At 62.2% G+C, this 19184-nt stretch carries 19 protein-coding genes; 8 read left to right on the forward strand and 11 right to left on the reverse strand.

Features of this window, described 5'->3' with window-relative positions; genetic code table 11:
• Window positions 1–645: 645 nt before the first annotated feature.
• Together BLR13_RS00170 and BLR13_RS00175 are read left to right on the forward strand one after the other, a co-directional pair.
• Window positions 646–4389, forward strand: coding sequence for a vitamin B12-dependent ribonucleotide reductase (locus BLR13_RS00170; protein ID WP_083387660.1), 3744 nt, complete (start codon window positions 646–648; stop codon window positions 4387–4389).
• Window positions 4390–4598: 209 nt separating this feature from the next.
• The gene (locus BLR13_RS00175) at window positions 4599–6455 is read left to right on the forward strand and encodes a hypothetical protein (RefSeq protein ID WP_074828950.1); all 1857 of its coding nucleotides are present in this window, start codon (window positions 4599–4601) and stop codon (window positions 6453–6455) included.
• A gap of 98 nt (window positions 6456–6553) precedes the next feature.
• Here BLR13_RS00175 and BLR13_RS00180 read toward each other — a convergent pair whose 3' ends face one another.
• Window positions 6554–6922: a hypothetical protein gene (locus tag BLR13_RS00180; RefSeq protein WP_074828947.1), complete on the reverse strand. Its 369-nt coding sequence runs from the start codon at window positions 6920–6922 to the stop codon at window positions 6554–6556.
• 150 nt (window positions 6923–7072) lie between these two features.
• Here BLR13_RS00180 and BLR13_RS00185 point away from each other — a divergent pair, with 150 nt between their 5' ends.
• Window positions 7073–7993, forward strand: a complete 921-nt coding sequence (locus tag BLR13_RS00185; RefSeq protein ID WP_074828946.1) for a PaaI family thioesterase — start codon at window positions 7073–7075, stop codon at window positions 7991–7993.
• Window positions 7994–8124: 131 nt separating this feature from the next.
• Here BLR13_RS00185 and BLR13_RS00190 read toward each other — a convergent pair whose 3' ends face one another.
• Window positions 8125–8442 carry an ArsR/SmtB family transcription factor gene (locus BLR13_RS00190; RefSeq protein ID WP_074828943.1) on the reverse strand — a complete coding sequence of 106 codons (318 nt, stop codon included), beginning with the start codon at window positions 8440–8442 and terminating at the stop codon, window positions 8125–8127.
• Window positions 8443–8553: 111 nt separating this feature from the next.
• Here BLR13_RS00190 and BLR13_RS00195 point away from each other — a divergent pair, with 111 nt between their 5' ends.
• Window positions 8554–9306: an SDR family NAD(P)-dependent oxidoreductase gene (locus tag BLR13_RS00195; RefSeq protein WP_074828939.1), complete on the forward strand. Its 753-nt coding sequence runs from the start codon at window positions 8554–8556 to the stop codon at window positions 9304–9306.
• A gap of 310 nt (window positions 9307–9616) precedes the next feature.
• Here the strand turns inward: BLR13_RS00195 and BLR13_RS00200 are convergent, their stop codons facing one another.
• The 3 genes from BLR13_RS00200 to BLR13_RS00210 form a co-directional block, all read right to left on the reverse strand.
• Window positions 9617–10051 (reverse strand): cupin domain-containing protein, encoded by a 435-nt coding sequence (locus tag BLR13_RS00200; protein WP_074828937.1) that lies wholly within the window; start codon window positions 10049–10051, stop codon window positions 9617–9619.
• A 207-nt stretch (window positions 10052–10258) separates the two neighbouring features.
• Window positions 10259–10528 (reverse strand): hypothetical protein, encoded by a 270-nt coding sequence (locus BLR13_RS00205; protein ID WP_171945010.1) that lies wholly within the window; start codon window positions 10526–10528, stop codon window positions 10259–10261.
• 355 nt (window positions 10529–10883) lie between these two features.
• Window positions 10884–11153 (reverse strand): DUF2312 domain-containing protein, encoded by a 270-nt coding sequence (locus tag BLR13_RS00210; protein WP_074828933.1) that lies wholly within the window; start codon window positions 11151–11153, stop codon window positions 10884–10886.
• Between the two features lie 108 nt (window positions 11154–11261).
• On the opposite strand from BLR13_RS00210, the gene pdxY reads away from it, so the two are divergent.
• Complete coding sequence (gene pdxY / locus BLR13_RS00215; protein WP_074828930.1) at window positions 11262–12134, forward strand: pyridoxal kinase PdxY; 873 nt, start codon at window positions 11262–11264, stop codon at window positions 12132–12134.
• A gap of 957 nt (window positions 12135–13091) precedes the next feature.
• The gene (locus tag BLR13_RS00220; RefSeq protein ID WP_074828927.1) at window positions 13092–13322 is read left to right on the forward strand and encodes a DUF6894 family protein; all 231 of its coding nucleotides are present in this window, start codon (window positions 13092–13094) and stop codon (window positions 13320–13322) included.
• 267 nt (window positions 13323–13589) lie between these two features.
• On the opposite strand, the gene BLR13_RS00225 is transcribed toward BLR13_RS00220, so the two are convergent.
• The 4 genes from BLR13_RS00225 to BLR13_RS39790 all read right to left on the reverse strand — a co-directional run bounded on the left by BLR13_RS00225 (window position 13590) and on the right by BLR13_RS39790 (window position 15601).
• A complete protein-coding gene (locus BLR13_RS00225) occupies window positions 13590–13769 on the reverse strand; it encodes a hypothetical protein (protein WP_074828923.1) in 180 nt (59 codons plus the stop codon).
• 252 nt (window positions 13770–14021) lie between these two features.
• Complete coding sequence (locus tag BLR13_RS42380) at window positions 14022–14864, reverse strand: septal ring lytic transglycosylase RlpA family protein (protein WP_349532610.1); 843 nt, start codon at window positions 14862–14864, stop codon at window positions 14022–14024.
• A complete protein-coding gene (locus tag BLR13_RS00235; RefSeq protein WP_074828922.1) occupies window positions 14810–15403 on the reverse strand; it encodes an NADPH-dependent FMN reductase in 594 nt (197 codons plus the stop codon). Before BLR13_RS00235 ends, BLR13_RS42380 begins: the two co-directional genes overlap by 55 nt.
• Before the next feature lie 42 nt (window positions 15404–15445).
• Window positions 15446–15601 carry a hypothetical protein gene (locus tag BLR13_RS39790; protein ID WP_157793666.1) on the reverse strand — a complete coding sequence of 52 codons (156 nt, stop codon included), beginning with the start codon at window positions 15599–15601 and terminating at the stop codon, window positions 15446–15448.
• A gap of 227 nt (window positions 15602–15828) precedes the next feature.
• Here BLR13_RS39790 and BLR13_RS00240 point away from each other — a divergent pair, with 227 nt between their 5' ends.
• Window positions 15829–16767: a hypothetical protein gene (locus BLR13_RS00240; RefSeq protein WP_074828920.1), complete on the forward strand. Its 939-nt coding sequence runs from the start codon at window positions 15829–15831 to the stop codon at window positions 16765–16767.
• Window positions 16768–16842: 75 nt separating this feature from the next.
• Here the strand turns inward: BLR13_RS00240 and BLR13_RS00245 are convergent, their stop codons facing one another.
• A complete protein-coding gene (locus tag BLR13_RS00245; protein ID WP_074828917.1) occupies window positions 16843–17028 on the reverse strand; it encodes a hypothetical protein in 186 nt (61 codons plus the stop codon).
• A 246-nt stretch (window positions 17029–17274) separates the two neighbouring features.
• Here BLR13_RS00245 and BLR13_RS00250 point away from each other — a divergent pair, with 246 nt between their 5' ends.
• Entirely contained in the window at window positions 17275–18399 is a 1125-nt protein-coding gene (locus tag BLR13_RS00250) for a hypothetical protein (protein WP_074828915.1), read from the forward strand.
• Here BLR13_RS00250 and BLR13_RS00255 read toward each other — a convergent pair whose 3' ends face one another.
• On the reverse strand, window positions 18400–19182 hold the full coding sequence (locus tag BLR13_RS00255) for an SDR family NAD(P)-dependent oxidoreductase (protein ID WP_074828913.1): 783 nt from the start codon (window positions 19180–19182) through the stop codon (window positions 18400–18402).
• Between the last annotated feature and the right edge of the window lie 2 nt (window positions 19183–19184).

Consider the following 19184-nt stretch of genomic DNA (forward strand, 5'->3'; position numbering starts at 1 on the left):
CGCCAGTGCAATCCTTTGCGCTGAATAAATACTTGCCCTGTGAACAGCGGGAGCAGTCCGGTTTTGACCCCGCCAAACAATTTTTTACGCTTGGGAATCTCTGAGGACTCACTGATACTTGGACCTATCACAGGCGCGGCATTGACCCCTGTTATCCCCCTCTGTCCACCATATTTAGTATTTGATTCAGGAACTCGTACTAGTCCTTGACGGGCGAGACGGAGTTGGCCTAGTTTTCAACCCGTTCGGCGCGAGTGTGTTTTGGGTCCCCGCCGGTCATCCCAAAAGGGTTCCGAAACGACCACTCCGACGGCCGGTTGAGGCAGCGGATGAGGGCTTGTCTGCCCTCGGTTCTCGGGAATTCTTCTGGGAATTCCCCGGGGTTCTTCGGGGCGCCAGAAACGGGCCGGAACAGGCCCAAAGTGAAGCGTTGGGGCGTTGAATTGCATGACCTCGGAGGCCCGGTTCGGGTTGCCCTGGGAGTGCCAGAGAACAGGCCGGGTTTTACCGGTTGAGCTGCGGATGGCGCGATCAGGGTTGTCCAGGACAGGTTGTTTTGGACAGCCATGGTCAGGGAGTCCGCTCAAGGAATAACATCCGGCTCCGCGGGAAGCGGTCCGGTCAATGAAGAGACGGGGCACGACCATGCGAATCGAACGGCGCAACACCACTTCCGGCCAGTCACCCTATGCAGGGATTGATTTCAGATTGACGACATCTGAGATCCGCAACCCCGACGGTTCGATCGTGTTCCGCCTCGAAAATGTCGAGGTGCCCCAGTTCTGGTCGCAGGTCGCCTCCGACGTCCTCGCCCAGAAGTATTTCCGTAAAGCGGGCGTCGCCGCGCGGCTGAAGAAGGTCGAGGAAGAGACCGTGCCGTCCTGGCTGTGGCGCTCGGTGCCCGACACCGAGGCGCTGGCCGTCCTGCCCGAGAACGAGCGCTTCGTCAGCGAGCTCAGCGCCAAACAGGTGTTCGACCGCCTCGCCGGCTGCTGGACCTATTGGGGCTGGAAGGGCAACTACTTCTCCTCGGAAGAGGACGCGAGCGCGTTCTTCGACGAGCTGCGCTTCATGCTGGCCAAGCAGATGGTCGCGCCGAACTCGCCGCAGTGGTTCAACACCGGTCTGCACTGGGCCTACGGCGTCGATGGCCCCGGCCAGGGCCACTACTATGTCGATCCCTTCACCGGCAAGCTGACCAAGTCGAAATCGGCTTACGAGCATCCGCAGCCGCATGCCTGCTTCATCCAGGGCGTCGGTGACGACCTCGTCAACGAGGGCGGCATCATGGACCTCTGGGTCCGCGAGGCGCGCCTGTTCAAATACGGCTCCGGCACCGGCTCCAACTTCTCGCGCCTGCGCGGCGAAGGCGAAAAGCTTTCCGGCGGCGGCCGCTCGTCGGGCCTGATGAGCTTCCTCAAGATCGGCGACCGCGCCGCGGGCGCGATCAAGTCCGGCGGCACCACCCGCCGCGCGGCCAAGATGGTCGTGGTCGACGCCGACCATCCGGATATCGAGACCTATATCGACTGGAAGGTGAAGGAGGAGCAGAAGGTTGCCGCCCTCGTCACCGGCTCCAAGATCAACCAGAAGCACCTCAAGGCCGTGCTGAAGGCCTGCGTCAACTGCGAAGGTTCGGGCGACGACTGCTTCGATCCGGAAAAGAACCCTGCCCTGCGCCGCGAAATCAAGCTCGCGCGCCGCAGCCTCGTGTCCGACAACGTCATCAAGCGAGTGATCCAGTTCGCCAAGCAGGGCTACAAGGACATCGACTTCCCGACCTATGACACCGATTGGGATTCGGAAGCCTACCTCACCGTATCCGGCCAGAACTCCAACAACTCGGTCTCGCTGAAGGACGATTTCCTCCGCGCCGTCGAAACCGACGGCGACTGGGACCTGATCGGCCGCACCAACAAGAAGGTGACGAAGACGCTCAAGGCCCGCGACCTCTGGGAAAAGATCGGCCACGCCGCGTGGGCCTCGGCCGATCCCGGCCTGCACTTCAACACCACCATGAACGACTGGCACACCTGCAAGGCGTCCGGCGACATCCGCGCCTCCAATCCGTGCTCGGAATACATGTTCCTGGACGACACCGCCTGCAACCTGGCCTCCGCCAACCTGATCACGTTCTATTCGACCACGACCAAGCGGTTCGACGTCGAATCCTACGAGCATCTGTGCCGGCTCTGGACCGTCGTGCTGGAAATCTCGGTGATGATGGCGCAGTTCCCGTCGCGCGCCATCGCCGAACTCTCCTACGAGTTCCGCACGCTCGGCCTCGGTTTTGCGAACATCGGCGGTCTCCTGATGACCATGGGCCTGTCGTATGACTCGAAGGAAGGCCGCGCGTTGTGCGGCGCCTTGACCGCGATCATGACCGGCATCTCCTACAAGACGTCAGCCGAGATGGCCGCCGAACTCGGCACCTTCCCCGGCTACAAGAAGAACGCCCAGCACATGCTGCGCGTGATCCGCAACCACCGCCGCGCCGCGCACGGCGAATCGCGCGGCTATGAGGCGCTGGCCGTCAGCCCGGTTCCGCTCGACCACGCCTCGTGCCCGCAGACCGACATCGTCACCCATGCTATTGCGGCCTGGGACGACGCGCTCGCGCTCGGCGAAAAGCACGGCTACCGCAACGCGCAGACCACCGTGGTGGCGCCGACCGGCACCATCGGTCTGGTGATGGATTGCGACACGACCGGCATCGAGCCTGATTTCGCGCTGGTGAAGTTCAAGAAGCTCGCCGGCGGCGGCTACTGGAAGATCATCAACCAGGCCGTCCCCGTCGCCCTGCGCACGCTCGGCTATTCCGAGGCCGATATTGCCGAGATCGAAGCCTACGCCGTCGGCCACGGCTCGCTCTCCAACGCGCCCGGCATCAACGTCTCCACCCTGAAGGCCAAGGGCTTCACCGACGAAGCATTGGCAAAAGTGGAAAAGGCGCTGCCGACCGCGTTCGACATCAAGTTCGCCTTCAACAAGTGGACCTTCGGTGAAGATTTCCTGCGCGACACGCTGAAGATCGCGCCGGAAGCAATCGCCGCCCCCGGCTTCGACCTGCTCGCCGCCGTCGGCTTCACCAAGCGCGAGATCGAGGCCGCCAACGTCCACATCTGCGGCGCGATGACGGTCGAAGGCGCGCCGCATTTGAAGGCCGAGCACTATTCGGTATTCGACTGCGCCAACCCCTGCGGCAAGATCGGCAAGCGTTATCTCTCGGTCGAGAGCCACATCCGGATGATGGCGGCGTCGCAGCCGTTCATCTCGGGCGCGATCTCGAAAACCATCAACATGCCGAACGACGCCACCGTCGAGGATTGCAAGTCGGCGTACCTGCTGTCTTGGAAACTCGCGCTGAAGGCCAACGCGCTCTACCGCGACGGCTCAAAACTGTCGCAGCCGCTGAACTCGCAGCTCATCAGCGACGATGACGACGAGGAAGATGCGACCGACGCCTATTACGACAAGCCGATGGCGGCGCGTACCGCGCAGGTCTCGGAAAAGATCGTCGAGAAACTGGTCGAGCGCATCATCGTGATGCGCGAGCGCGAGAAGATGCCGGATCGCCGCAAGGGTTACACCCAGAAGGCGGTGGTCGGCGGCCACAAGGTCTATCTGCGCACCGGCGAATATGACGATGGCCGGATCGGCGAGATCTTCATCGACATGCACAAGGAAGGTGCGGCGCTGCGCTCCTTCATCAACAACTTCGCCATAGCGGTGTCGCTCGGTCTGCAATACGGCGTGCCGCTGGAGGAATATGTCGACGCCTTCACCTTCACCCGTTTTGAGCCGGCGGGCCCCGTGCAGGGCAACGACTCCATCAAGTACGCGACCTCGATCCTCGACTATGTGTTCCGCGAACTCGCGGTCAGCTACATGTCGCGCTTCGATCTCGCCCATGTCGATCCCAGCGAGTCGAATTTCGACGCGCTCGGCCGCGGCGTCGAGGAAGGCAAGGAGCCGGATCCGGCGCATTCGACCCGCTATGTGTCGAAGGGCCTGACCCGCTCGCGCACCGACAACCTCGTCGTCATGCGCGCTGCCCCCAGCGACACCGACGCGCGCGGCACCAGCAACGTCACCGCGATCGCCGGCCACAGCCCCAGCCCCCGCCTCGCAGACACGGTGGAAGGCGCGGTCGCACTGAAGCAGGAAGCCCAGCACGACCTGTCGCCGACCGAAAAGCTCGAAGCCCTGCAGTGGAGTAAGGCCGGTGCGGCGCAAGCCGCGGTCCCGAGCAAGGCCGAGCGGCGCGCCGAAGCCAAGGCAAAAGGCTACGAAGGCGAAATGTGCGGCGAGTGTGGCCACTTCTCGCTGGTGCGCAACGGCACCTGCATGAAGTGCGATACGTGCGGCTCGACGACGGGGTGTTCGTGAGCTTGCACTGAGCGTCATGCCTGGGCTTGACCCGGGCATCCACAACTAAAGGGGCGGCCGAAAGGCCGCCTCTTTATTGACTGGACAAACACAACTTGATCTTCGAGCAGCACCAACGAATCCCGAGCCGCTCACCATAGATATTCCTCCGCTTCCTCAAGCGAGAATCTAGAGCGCAATCGAGCTTTAGATATGAGATAAACAACCCAATGACATCCGATCCCGAAGAACGACAGCCAGCGGTTGCTAATGTCGAGTATCATCGGATCGCGTTTTTATATCTACACGCAACGCTAAGATCTAAGTTAGAGGAGGCGCTACTCGCAAGGCCAAAACGTATTCGCTCGGAGGCACTCGTTCGCGCGCTTCCAGTAAACAAAATTCTAAGCGGCCCCGATATTTGGGTCACCGTAAAGGATGTCCTCGACCAGATCGAACGGGAAATGAAATGCGTACTTGAGCGCCGCTCGGTCGCATTCTGGCTTCATATTTACCGTCGAATAGGGGTCATGCTCCATCCGGAGCATGAGGACCGGACTGATGATCGGACGGTTGCACTGGTGCGCCAGGTCGTAGAGGCCGCGATTTGCAAGCACGGGAATGCAGGCGACGCGGTCGAATTCGCGCCCTCAACCCATTTGAACATAAAAAAAATCCTTGGAGGATTCTTACTCCGAGCGATCAAGGATACTCCAAAATCCTTCGCTATCAGCAAGAAGCTTCAGCGTATCCTCGCAAGCGCGCCGCAATGGGTCATCCGGGACTTTTCGTCGGATGATTTTGTCGGAATCTATTTTGTTGAAGGACTTGCATACCAATACTGGCGCATGGCCGCTCTTCTTCGATCCTTAGGAAAGGGCGCCTCTGTTGAGTTTACTGCCGAAGGAGATTGGAATTATCACACTACTCCAGAATTCGACGCACTACTCGTGTCGATCGATAGCCGCACCGCCGAACAGCGAATGGATCATTCCCTAATCGGCGTGTGGTTTGCGAAGGCGACCGATTCCGTTGGCTCCGAGAAATTATTAGTCCCTGTTTACAATTTCGAGAAACGCGATATCGCCCCTTTGATAAGGGACATGGGATTAGACGTTCAACAAGGTCTGACCCTTAATTTTTTTCCTGCTACCTTCGATGTAGCTTCCTATCTTAGAGTTCATGGAGATTTCTCCGAATCTCTCTTTAAGAGGTACGGCTTCACACTCGAAGCATTCTTGTTCACAATTTTGGCGCTCAATCGCCTAGCGCTGATTCCTCTGGGCGCGGTTGCCCTCGATAACCTCGAGCGAATAAGGCCGCTACTAATACAAAATCTCCTAAATCTATGTCAGCGCGGGTACCGCATTGTTGGAATTGATCACGATCCAATTCCTCTAATTCGCTCGATCATAAAAGCCGCAAGCCCGTCCAGCGATTTTTCAGAAGAAGAACTGCGCCGATCGATAGATTTCTTGCAATTGTCATCACTGGTTCAAAACCAGATATCCCTTTGGTCAGGCGGTCCGCGCCACCTTTTTTTGCCTTTCGATATTCGTCATAAGGTTTTGGACTTCCATCCAATTGGTCCAATATTGTTAACTCTATTCTTTCGCGTTCAATATGATCAAGCAGGTCGAGGAACGCTATTTGAGTCTGAATTCAGAGAGGCTCTAAGGCGGGTTGGATTTAAGGTCCAGCACGGAGAGCTGCATCCCAAAAGAGGTGACCCACGAGAATTGGATGCCGCCGTAAAAGTCGGCCGGAAGTTAATAGTGATGGAATGCGTTTCGATTGAGCGTCCCTTGGATTACGAAATCGGCAATCCGAAAACATTTGAGCACCGAAAATCGCGCCTAAGTGAAAAGATTGATCAAGCACTTAGTCTCGGGGAATTTATCCGCTCAAACCCCTTGGGCCGAAACTACGCCTTTGAAGATATCGATTGCATCGAGGTATATGTCGTCTCTCCATTCTGCGAATGGATATGGGAATTCTCCGAGCGACTGTGGGTCAACAACAGGCCCCGCATACTGTCGGCCGAAGAAGCTCTCGACTATCTGAGACCAAAAGTAGCAGATGGTTAGGCAGTGTGTCGGATGGGTTGAGCTTTTGCGAAACCCATAACGTCGCAAGGCAACATACTGTTGAGTTTCGCAGCTCAACCATTTTACAGGCTTGCACCCTACCTCGTCGGCACCGGCGCCGGCGGACGCAGCGATGACCGCGACGACCCCGTGCTGGCTGCCCGCGGCTTCGCCGCGGCGCGCGACGGGCCGCGCTTCCCCTCGTCGACGGATTCCAGATAGCTCGTGAGCGCCCAGGCCGAGCTGGAATTGCTGGCGTAGTGATCTTGCAGGAACATGTAGAGCGTGAGCCTGAACCGGCCCTTAGCGAGCCCGCGCGCGCTGCGATGGCAGGTCGTGCAGCTCTCGGCGAATATTTTTGGCGCCGGCTTGCCCTGATCGAGATTCTGCGCGACGGCCGCCGGGCCGCTCAGCGCGGCCATGACCGCAACAACAAGAAGACCGCAGCGCGTTTTCGGTGAAGACATCAGTTTTGGCCGGTAGCTGGATGAGGACCTGTCCGCCGCCGCTGGCATCAGCGACAGCAGAGGCGAAACGCAATCTGGCGCCCGCCGGTGGCGAAATGTGGGCTGCCGCACCACCTTTGCCTCGCAGCCAACGTGGGCTAGAACCCCGGCATGTCCACCCCATCGACGCCCTCGCCGCCCCTCCCGTTCGACGACCTGCTCCACGCCGTCGGCAGCCGCCGCTCTTCCTATGGCTATATCAGCGGGCTGGCGCTCGACCGCGCCGCGCCCGGTGAGGTCTGGACCAGCCTTGCGTACCGGCCGGCCTTCGTCGGCGACACCGGGACCGGCGTGATCCATGGCGGCGTGGTGACGGCGATGCTGGACGAGACCTGCGGCATGGCGGTGCAGCTCGCGCTCGACGGCACCCGTTCGATCGCGACACTGGACCTGCGCATCGACTACCAGAAGCCGGCGACACCCGGACTCGCCATCCGCGCCCATTCGGTCTGCTACCGCGTCACCCGCTCGATCGCCTTCGTGCGCGCCACCGCCTATCAGGAGAGCGAGGACGAGCCGGTTGCCACCGCCACCGCCTGCTTCATGGCCGGCGCCAACCGCACCAACATGCTGACGCGGCCGACCGAACGCGAATTCGGCACGCCGCCGACGCTGGAATTGCCTGACGATCCGACCGGCCTGTTCGCCAACAGCCCGTTCGCGCGCTGGCTCGGCATTCGCGACCATGAAGACGGCACGCTGGTGATGCCGTTCTCGCCCAGGATCGTCGGCAATCCGATCCTGCCCGCGATCCACGGCGGCATCACCGGCGCGTTCCTGGAGACCACCGCGCTCGTCGGCGTCGCGCGTGAACTCGGCGCATCGGCTGTGCCGAAGCCGATCGGGCTGACGGTCAATTATCTCCGCTCCGGACGCGCGCTGGACAGCTACGCCAGCGTGTCGATCGTCAAGCAGGGCCTGCGCATCGTCGCCTTCGAGGCCCAGGCCTGGCAGGACGACCGCAGCAAGCCGATCGCATCGGCGTTCGGACATTTTATGCTGCGGCGGACGGCGGGTAGCGACGAGGAATAGCGTATCCCGTAGCCCGGATGAGCCAACGGGTCGCGCGAATGCGCGCCCGATGACAGGCTCCACGACATCCGGGCCGCTCTCACACCATCCCGGATATCGCTTCGCTCATCCGGGCTACGCGCCCATCCGGGCTATGCCTGCTCCGAAAATCCCAAAATTGTCTTCAGCAATTTCGGAAAGCGCGCATTGATATCCGCCTCGCGGACGACATTGCGGTGCTCGACGCCTTTTTTCGAGGTCTGGATCAATCCGGCTTCGCGCAGAATGCGAAAATGGTTCGACAGGGTCGATTTGGCCATGCCGGGGCACGGCGCTGCGGCCGTGCAGGACATGCAATCCTTCTCGTCCAGCAGGCTCCTGACGATGCGCAGCCGCATCGGGTCCGCCAGCGCTGCCAGCACGCCGGCCAATGTAATGTCCTCGCGCTGCGGGTGAACGAATTGCACCATGCCTAAATATATAGCGCGCCCCTTGAACACATTCAATAGTTCACTATTACTGAACTACTGAACGATCCACGCGTCCGCGCGGACATTTGGGACAAAGACTCGGAGAACAAGATGACCAAGAGACTTGAAGGCAAAGTGGCGCTGGTAACCGGCGCATCAAAGGGTATCGGCGCCGAGATCGCGGTTCGCCTCGCCGCCGAGGGTGCGGCGGTCGCCGTCAACTACAGCGCCAGCAAGCAGGCGGCCGAGCGCGTGGTCGCCGCAATCACCGGCAAGGGCGGCAAAGCCGTTGCCGTGCACGGCAATCTCACCGACGCCGGCCAGGTGAAATCGGCGGTGGCCGAGACCGTGAAGGCATTTGGCCCGATCGACATCCTCGTCAACAATGCCGGGCTCTACGAGTTCGCGCCGCTGGATGGCATTACCGCCGAGCACTTCCACAAGCATTTCGACCTCAACGTGCTTGGCCTGCTGCAGGTGTCGCAGGAAGCCGCGCGGCACTTCAATGAGGCGGGCGGCAGCATCGTCAACATCAGTTCCGGCGTATCGACAATGGCCCCGCCGAACACCGCCGTCTACACCGCGACCAAGGCCTCGGTGGACGCTATCTCCTCGGTGCTGTCAAAGGAACTGGCGCCGCGAAAGATCCGCGTCAACACCGTCAACCCCGGCATGATCGCCACCGAAGGCGTCGTTGCCGCGGGTCTGGACGAAGGTGACATGCGCAAGTGGATCGAATCCGCGACGCCGCTGGGCCGGATCGGCAAGGTCGAGGAGATCGCGGCGGCGGTGGCGTTCTTTGCTTCGGATGATGCTTCGTACATCACCGGCGAAACATTGCACGTGACGGGTGGCCTGCACTGAGAACCCGCTTCGTCATGGCCGGGCAAAAGCTAACGGTCATTCCGGGGCGCGAGCGCAGCGAGCGAACTGTGATGTGCAATTGCACATCTGAGAATCTCGAGATTCCGGGTCTGGTCCTTCGGACCATCCCGGAATGACGGCTGCTCCGCGCAGCTTTGTTCCCCATCCGACTCGGTTCTGTTCGCAAAGAACGAATCGGAATCGCGCAAATCGGCGCGGAGCAATTCTTAACAACGCGTTTGCTTCGTGTAGCCCGGATGAGCGCAGCGATATCCGGGGCAGCCCCGCATATCGCTTTCGCTCATGCGGGCTACTTCTCTGTCGCCGTGAAAAACTTCGTGCCGTCGAAAAAGCGGTTCGGACGGGTGAACACGGACAGGAACGTCGCGCCGTCAGGCGCATGCGCGACATGGATGTTGCCGCCCGGCCGCCACACGAAGTCGCCCGGCCCGCAGCTTCCCTCCGCGTCATCCAGCGAGCCTTCGAGCATGAACGTCTGTTCGAGCGCGGTGTGCTCGTGCAGCGGCACCACGGCGCCTGGCGCCATCTTGAACAGGATGGTGGAGCGCCCCTCGTCGTCGCTGTAAAGAATCTTCATCTCGATCCCGGCGAACTGCGTCGGCTGCCAGGGCATTTCAGATGCGGCAACGAAGGTCGAGCGCAGATGCGGCGGATTGACGGGCGCTGACGTTGTCGTTGACGATTGCGCTGACGTTTGCGCTGACGTTTTTTCGGGCTTGTTCATGGCTCTCGCTCCCTGGATGCGGCTCATCTCCGTGGGCCGGCGGGAACGATTTTAGCACATTCCGTCAAACGCGCGCATCACGACAAAAGCCCGCGACGGATCGCGGGCTTTGTCGCTTTGTAGGATGGGTGGAGCGCAGCGATACCCATCATTTCACGGGCAGTATTGATGGGTATCGCTTCGCTCCACCCATCCTACGTACTTTCGTCAGTGAACGCCGCGAGCGACGGTTTCGCCCGGGACTTCCGCGGACTTGATCTTGTGCCGCGGCGTCAGGACGCTGAGCTGAACCGGCGAAACCGACATCACGGCCGGCGCCTGTTCGCTGACGTTTTCAGCGCCCAGCACCTGAAGCTGCACGGCGGAAACCGGCAGACCGGCCTTTTCGTAAGACGGCAACTCGCCCGCGACAGCGCCGGTCACAGCCGTCATCGCGAGGACCGCGGCGGCAGCGAAGGAAACAGAAATCTTCTTCACGTCAATTCTCCCTGATGGCCTGGAGTACAGACTTAAAGGTCTCTTGTTGCATTGCAATAGTTCATTGCTGCGATGCACAATAACGTGATCGCACCGTCCATTACGGGAGACGGAATGCCGAACCGGCGGTTGGTCGCACCATCAGTCGTGAAGGTTCGCTGGAAATTTTTTGCAGGCGCCGCGGTCGGGGAAACGGACCGGCGCGCTCAGCGCGCGACGCGTAGCAAGCGTAGCCCGGATGAGCGCAGCGATATCCGGGGTCAGCCCCATCGGTCCACGATAAGCGCCCCGCATGTCGCTACGCTCATGCGGGCTACTTCATCACCCCGGATATCGTTCGTTTGGGTTGATCGGCTCAGGCCGCCTTCGCTGCCTGTTCCGGCGGCGCGGTGTCCATCGCGCGCATGTAGAGATCGAGCAGGCCTTCACGCTCGTCGCGCTCGTCCTTGTCCTGCTTTCGCAGCTTGATGATCTCCTTGAGGATTTTTACGTCAAAGCCCTCGCCCTTGGCCTCCGCAAAGATTTCCTTCTTCTGCTCGTTCAGCTCCTGCAACTCGGTGTCGATGTTTTCGACCCGCTCGACGAAGGAGCGAATTTTGCCGCCGGGAATGGTGATGTCTGACATGGTGCCTCTTGCTTGGTGAGGTCGTGAAAATGACCGCAAACAAATAACCAATGTGTTAACCTCCCGGGCGCCCTCCCCAGGAACCTGATACTCTCCCGATTTATCCGCATGAACGTGATTTCGATTCAGTCGCAGGTTGCCTTCGGCCATGTCGGCAATAGCGCCGCGGTCTTTCCGATGCAGTTGCACGGCATCGACGTAACAGCGGTGCCGACCACGCTGTTGAGCAACCGGCCGGGCTACCCGACCATCCGCGGCCGGGTGCTGGAAGCACAACTGGTCGCCGATCTCCTGCTCGGCATCGAGGAGCGCGGCGCGGTCGATGCGTGCGACATGATTCTGTCGGGCTATCTCGGCTCGCCCGATATCGCCGCCGTGGTCGCAGACTTCGTCGCGCGCGCCAAAGCGCGCAATCCTTCCCTGCTCTATTGCTGCGATCCCGTGCTCGGCGATCGCGACCGCGGCCTGTTCGTGCAAGCCGATATTCCGCCTGTCGTGCGCGACCGGCTCTGTCGGCTGGCCGATGTCATCACGCCCAACCATTTCGAGTTCGAATATCTCGCGGGCGCCAAGGCCTCAAACGATAAGGCCACGACAACCGGTCAGGTCATCGCGCAGGCGCAAGCGCTGCTGGCGCGCGGCCCATCGACGATCGTCATCACCAGCGCCGAACTGTCGGATACGCCGGACGGCGAGATCGAGACCGTCGCCGTCGAGCGATCGCAAAGCTGGCGCGTGCGCACGCCAAGACTGCCGATCAGCCCGTCCGGCACCGGCGATCTCTTTGCCTCGCTGTTCGTTTCCGCGCGCGTCCAGGGCAAGAACACGCCGGAAGCGCTCGGCCACGCCGCGTCCGCGATCTTCGCCGTGCTGGAACGCACCGCCATCAGCGGCACGGAGGAAATGCGCATCGTCGCGAGCGCCGACCAGCTCGTTCACCCGACGCGCCGGTTCGACGCTGTCATCATCGGTACTTGGTAGGGCGGATTAGCGACAGCCTAATCCGCCGCCCCACGAAGTTGGTGGGTTACGCCTTCGGCTAACCCACCCCTACGCCACCTCTTCTCTTCCGCTCACGAGTTGCTTGCGCTCGCGATGACAAAAAGTGCGACAAAATAGCCCGACGGGCAAATCACCAAAAGTCTGTCCAGTGCTTCGCGCAAAAATATTTCCGTTGCCCCGTCGGGCAAATCATCCGTTCAATTCTGCCCGTCTACCGCGACAAGAGGGGCGATCGCGATCGTCACGAACGTGCGGTGGGATGCGATGGACGCTGATGCTGCGACTGACGAGCGCGGCAAAGGCGTACGGCGAAATCGTTTGGGTCCGACGCCCCGGTGCTGGCGTCAAGTTGGTGGGAGGCTAACGCTTCTCACGGATGATGGTGGCAAGAAAGCCGGTCACCAGGACGATCACGTATAAGCCGTAAAGCCGTTGCGTGGGGGAGGCCGGAGTGTTCTCCGCTGAACCTGTATGCTCGTGTGCATTTTGTTTTGTGCAATCGCATGCGAGACCGCGGGTGCAGCGCGCACCCGGTCTTCCCCGCGCCCTCTTCTGTTTCGGAGGGCAAACGAAACGTAAAACCTCGGGCGCATCGCGCCGCGAGAAGGATCTTTGCTGTCATCGCCCGCCTTCTGTTTATTTATGTCTCCGAACACCTGTCAGTGATTTGTCCGGAATAAACATCAAGCCGGGCGATCCAGTATTCCAGAGACGCTGATGATTGAAACGATAGGCATCGGCGTACTGGATACCCGCATGCGCGGGCATGACAGTCGCCATCAGTCGGCTTTGAAATTCCAAATACGAACTGAACGCGCGCGCAGCATGGCGTTAAGCTTTCTTCCCGTTCCGTGTGAGCTAGATCACGCACGCTCGGAACCTGATTTGGCCAACCTGCGACCAAAAGGCAGAACGCCGGCATCAGGAGATGCGAACATGACCCAGGTCTATTTTCACTGCTCGAACTCCCGCGAAGTCCGGATCGATCGATCCGGCGAAGCGGTCAGCGATCTCGCCGAAGCGCGCGACCGCGCGGTCGGCATCGTGCGATCGCTCATCATGCAACGCGACCAGGAAGACTGGCGCGACTGGACCGTGCATGTCAGCGACTCCGACGACGAGATCTTCGTGCTCCCCTTCGCCTTCGTCCTCGGCAAGCCGCATTAGAGCATGATCCGGAAAAGTGGATACCGGTTTTCCCCTCGGGACAAACGCGAAGCGTTTGCCCGGAGATCATGCTCAAAAGATAGGAAATTGCCGCGATGCTCCCGCCCTTCAATGCGATCGTAACGCGCTGTCACAGGCTGGCCGAACGCATCTGCAACCCGTATCGCCCCGAGCGGCACTACATGCGCGGCCCCGGGCCGAAGTGGCACGCCCGGCATCGCGCCGCGCCAGACGCCGGCAGGCCCTGATCGTCCCCACGCCAGCCGCTTACGCGACCGTCCGCTTGTCGATGACCTTGCGAAAGTCGGTTGCGAGGCTGGCGTAATAGGCTGCCAGCACCTCGTAGAAGCTCTGCTCGGCCTTGTCCTTTGCTTCCCGCGCATGTTCTTCGCACCGGGCGGCCCTGGCCTCGTACTTCTCCACCTTGGTCTGAAGCTCGGTTTCCATTGCCACTACTCCACGCAACGCACACACCCCCCGATGGTATGTCGGCAAAAGTCGAAAAGATGGCCGCGGCGGGGAAATTTCGCAGCGTTGACGTGAGCAAGCCGTGACGGCGAGCAAGCCGGCAGGTCGCGCGCAGACTACCGCGTCGGCACCGGCATCGGCGGACGCAGCGATGACCGTGACGTGCCGGTCGTGCTGGCCGGCGGCTTCGCCGCCTTCTTTCCGGTGCAGGGAACGGACGAGCGAACCGCTTTACCGCACCACATCGAGCCTTACGTTTGCAACACCCTTTCCGATCATTCCGAGTTCAGCCGCCGCCGAATGAGAGACGTCGACAATACGCCCGGGCACATACGGTCCGCGATCATTGACGCGCACCGTCACCGAACGGCCGGACTTGATGTCGGTCACACGCAACATGGTGCCGAACGGCAGGCTCGGATGCGCCGCGGTCAGTTCGCGCGCGTCGAATTTTTCTCCGCTCGCGGTCTCCGTCCCCTCGCTGTAGAAACTCGCCAGCCCCTGCGACGCAACTTTGGTCCCGGCTGCATCGCTACGAGAAGCGAACCGCGTATGCTTCCTCGTGGCCGCCACGCGCGTCTTCATCGATGATGGCGTTCGATCGCGTTCCAGCGATGCCTGGCGGCTGGTGCGGAAGTCAGACCTTTGACTGACGACAGAGGACTGGGCGCAGGCCGCAAGCGAAGCTGCCGCGAGCGCTACAGCCATCAGCCTGACGATTTTTCCCGCGTTGATGGGTGAGACCAGACGCACATCACGCCGTACGCGGCCTGCGACGTCGACGAACGAATGACCTGCAGCATCGATGGACGACATGTTGCATCCCCAACTCGCGCCCCAGCCCAAGCCGAAATCCAACAGGTCGAAGGATCCCGATCCAATCAGGGCAGAAGCGAGGCGGCATGCGATCAAGGGCGGCAGGATTCGCGCAATTTCACCCGGCTGTGGTGATCCGGCCACAGCCACTGCCGTCTTTGCGCGATGCAGTGAAGACAGGCAGGTCTGGAATCCGCTTAGCTCTAATACGGCGGCTTCTTCCGCTCCCGTTGCGCCCTGGCCGCTTCCATCCACCACGTCAGATCATCCGCAAAGCGCGGAAACGCGTGTTCCAGCGCCTTGCCGCCGCCCTCGGCGGTCGGCTTGCCGTCGGCGGACAACGTCTGCGAAATCGGCCCGACCGCGAGGCTGCTCGAAGTCACCACCATGCCCATTTCGGACAGCGTGCCATGCCAGGCCAGGGCGGCGCGAGCGCCCGCAAAACGCCCGGCGGAATAGCTGGCAATCGCGGCGGGGCGCCAGAACCATTCCTCGAGGAAATGATCGGTGAGGTTTTTCAACCCCGGCTGGATACCCCAGTTGTATTCGCCGGTGACGAACACAAAACCGTCGGCGCCGCGAATTTGGCCGGCGAGCTTTTCAAGCGGCGCCGGCGCCTGCCCCTTCGGATATTCCTTGTACATCCGGTCCAGCATCGGCAGACCGATCGCCCTGGCGTCGATCAGTTCGACATCGTCACCCCTGGCACGAAAGGCCTCGACGACGAATTGCGCGAGCCGGATGCCCATGCGGTCGGAACGGTAGGAGCCGTAGAGAACGAGAATGCGGTTGCTCATGGTGGCGAAAGGCTATCACACCACGGCTTGATCGGCGCGCCCTCAGGGGCGCCAATAGCGCCAAAGGTCGGCCTTGTCGTTCGAACGATGTTCGGGGGAGTTCGGCGGCAGCGAGAGGCCTCTGATGAAGCCGAGCAGGCAAACGGCGACGAAGCCGAAACCGCCCGCCACGCCGATCCAGTGAAAAATGCTGTCCATGCCGCTACCTCCGACGATTGGTCGCGGGGCTTGGCCAATCGGTTCACCGGGGCACGGACACAAGGCCCGGCCCCGGTTCCCGGCCCCCTGATAGCCGCAACCTCTCCACGGCAGCGCCTTGCTTTGGTCAAACCCGGCTGGCCGTCTGGACCGGCCCTGCGGCTTGCACCGCCACGATTCCGCTCGGGCCTTTCTGTTGATGACATTGGACTGATAGAGGGACACCAATGCAATCCACGCCAAATCTGCGCGACACCGATCCGCACGACGTGTTCGTGATCGAGCCCGACGCCTCGCTCGCCGCACGCGCCGACAAGGCCTCGCTCGACCTGTTGTACGACGTGCTGAGCCGTCCGTCGGACCCCGCTCCTTCGCAGGTCAGGCCCGATCCCGAACTGCGCATCGCGCCCGATTTCTCCGCAAGCGCCGCGGTGCCATCGGTCGATGCCGCCGCTCGCCGGACCGTCGCAGATGATGTCCCTGTCAGCGATATCAAGCTCGGCGACACCGAAATCAGCGCGCACCAGCCGTCCACCAGCAAGTTCGCCAGAGGTGCGGTCATGAGCCTGTTCGCGCTGGGCAGCGCCATCGCTGCCGCCGCGTGGCAGCACTACGGCGATGACGCCAAGGCGATGATGGCGCGTTATTCGCCGCCGTTCTCGCTCGCTTCCCTGGCTTCCCCGGAAAAGCCTCCGGCAGCCGAGCCACCGGCCGCTGCCGCGGTTCAGGCCCCGGCGGCCAGTCAGGCTGCAGCCCAACCGGCACCGCCCGCCGACAACGCCGCGCCGGTGACGGCCACCGCCTCGCCCGACCAGACGCAGCTGATACAGTCGATGGCGCGCGATCTGGCCTCCATGGGCCAGCAGATCAACGAACTCAAGGCGAGCATCGAGCAGATCAAGGCCAGCCAGCCGCAAATGGCGAGCGCGCCTGCGAGGACGACCGAAGCCCGTCTTGCCGAACCTGCGCCGCGGCCCCGGATCGTGCCACCGCCTGCACATCCGGCCACCGCCACGATACGCAAGCCGAAGCAGGTGTTCCCCTACGCGCCGATCGCGCCGGCATCGCCGCCGCAACAGGCCGCAGCCCCGGCGCAGATCGCCCCGCAGGTGCAAGCCGCCGAGGACGGCGGTCCCGTGGTGCGACCGCCGATGCCGTTGCATTAGTGTGGTAGCCTGGGCGAGAAGCGCGAAGGCGGCTCGTCTCGCCGAAGCTCGAAGAGCGTAGGCGGAGGGAAAAAATCAGCTCTGATGCGGTCCGCGCATCATCTTCATGGCGTCCTCGACATGCCGCCACTCCCTGGCCTCCTCGGCCTCGCCCTTGCGCTCGCAGGCCAGCGCATTTTGCGCGGCCTCGGCGATCGCCGATAGACCGTGCTGCTCGATCATCTGGCGCGCGATGGTGTGAATTTGCGTATGGGACATCATATCGCTCTCCCCTGATGTCTGATCCGCGCCGGGTCAATCGCCGCGGCGCTTCCCTTGCCTGACAACGCCCGAAGCCGAGCTCTCGTTCCCGGGCCATCGCCGCAAATGCGGCGCGCGGCGCAGCATCCGGACAACGCCGTGAATATACCGGCAAATTGAACCTTGGCCCCGCCCCCGGCGTCCAACTTCAAGTCAGTCCCTTGAAATCAGTTCATTTCACCAGAATTCATTCCGCGAGCACACGTCATGTTCGTCAGCGCCTGCCTTTGGTCCCGCCGCCTCGGCCTCGTCCTCGTCTCCCTGATCGCTGCGTCCTCCCTCGCCTTCGCCGCACCGGCCGAAAAGCCGGTGGCGGGCAAGGTCGTGCACTTCCCGCAAGGCGTCTGGAGCGCGCTGCCGCAGCTCGGGCCGGACGGCAAGGTCCGGCAATGCGTGCTGGTGGCGGCCCGCGATCGCGCGACCAAAGATGGCCCGGTGACGACGCGGCTTTCGCTTAACATCAGCCGGGGCAGCGGTTTCACCGCCGTACTCGGGGATGACCGCGTGCCGACCGAGGAGGTGCTGGACGACCAGGCCGAGATGCTGATCGACAACCGCGCCTTTCCATCGGTCGGCTTCCCGGTCGCCGGCACCGCCTTCATCTTCCATCCCGGCGATGCCGCCGGCGCGCTCACGGCCCTCGCCAAAGCCAACCGCATCACGCTGCGTTCGGATGGCGCCGGCGTCGACTCCGGCGCCGTCGCCGTCAATCTTCCCGCCGAAGCGCTCAAATGGCTCACCGATTGCGGCCGGGCCTTCAACATCGCGATCGACAAGCCGACCGATCCCAACGCGCCCGACATGCCCACGCCACGGCCGCGCTCGCCTGTCATCGTCGACATTTCGACCCTGCCGCCCGGCCCTCCCGGCATGTCGGACAAGCAGAAGATCGAGGGCTGGGATGCCTCCGAGCTGCGCGCCAGCGACGGCAGCATCGTCGTCTGCTTCATTCGCCGCCACTATGTGATGGGATCAGCGCCCTCCTCGCGCCGGATGGCGACGTTCCTGATGGTGAGCCGCAAGCGCGGCTTCACCCTCATGCTCAAGGACAGCAATATCAATCAGCCCGAGGGCGCGCCGGTCGAGGCGACGCTCAAGATCGGCGACGATCCCTTCACCGACTTCTCCGCCCAGGTGCAAGGCAATGACGAAATCGGAATCTTCCCGCAGCATGCCGCGGCGCTGGCCGCCCTGCTCGAGAAAGGCACCCGCGCCACTTTCAAGTCGAAGGTAAGCGACAATTTCGAATTTCCGGTGCAGGCCAGCGTCATCCCGTGGCTGCGCGCCTGCGCCCGCCGCAACGGCATCGCGTTCGAGCAGGTGGGGCAGTAGTCATTCGAGCTCCGGCGGCTCGAACCAGTTCGTCAGCGACAGCCCGCCATCGACCACGATCGCAGCGCCGGTGACATACGCCGATACCTTGTTGGACAGCACCGCCAGCGCCATCGGCGCCAGGTCTTCGGCCGCTCCGAGACGGCCGAGCGGAATGTGTCTGGCGAGTTTGGGATCGGCGACGAAGCCACCGGCCGCGATGGCGCCGGGCACCAGCGCGTTGACGCGGATGCCGTAGCGGCCGAACGTCTTCGCCAGCTCCCGCACCAGCATCGCAAGCCCCGCCTTCGCCGTGGAATAATGCGGCAGGTTGCGCGGCGTGCCGGCATGCAGCGAAGTCAGCAGCAGGAACGATCCGCCGACCTTGGCCGCAATCAGCTTCCGCGCCAGCGCACGCGCGAGGTGAAAGCCCGCCTCGAGATTGACCGCATGCATCTGCGCCCAGGTCTCGGTAGAGACCGCCATCGCATGGTCGGCCTCGCGCCGTGGCGGCGAGGCTGAGTGCACGAAATGCGTCACCCGTCCGACGGCCGCTTCGGCATGCGCCAGCAGGGCATCGCGGGCAGCGGAATTGGCGAGGTCCCCAACCCACGTGGATGCGAGGTCCGGCCGCGGCGAGGATTTCACCGCCGCCGTCACCGTATCCGCGTTGACGTCGGCGAATATGGTCCGCACGCCCTCACCGACCAGCGCCTGTGCGATCGCGCGGCCGATGCCGTTGCCGGCGCCGGTAACCAGCGCCGCCTCGCGCGCGGGGTCGAATGGCGTGTCAAAAAGGCTCATGT

It is taken from the genome of Bradyrhizobium ottawaense (genome assembly GCF_900099825.1).
Classification (GTDB): domain Bacteria; phylum Pseudomonadota; class Alphaproteobacteria; order Rhizobiales; family Xanthobacteraceae; genus Bradyrhizobium; species Bradyrhizobium ottawaense_A.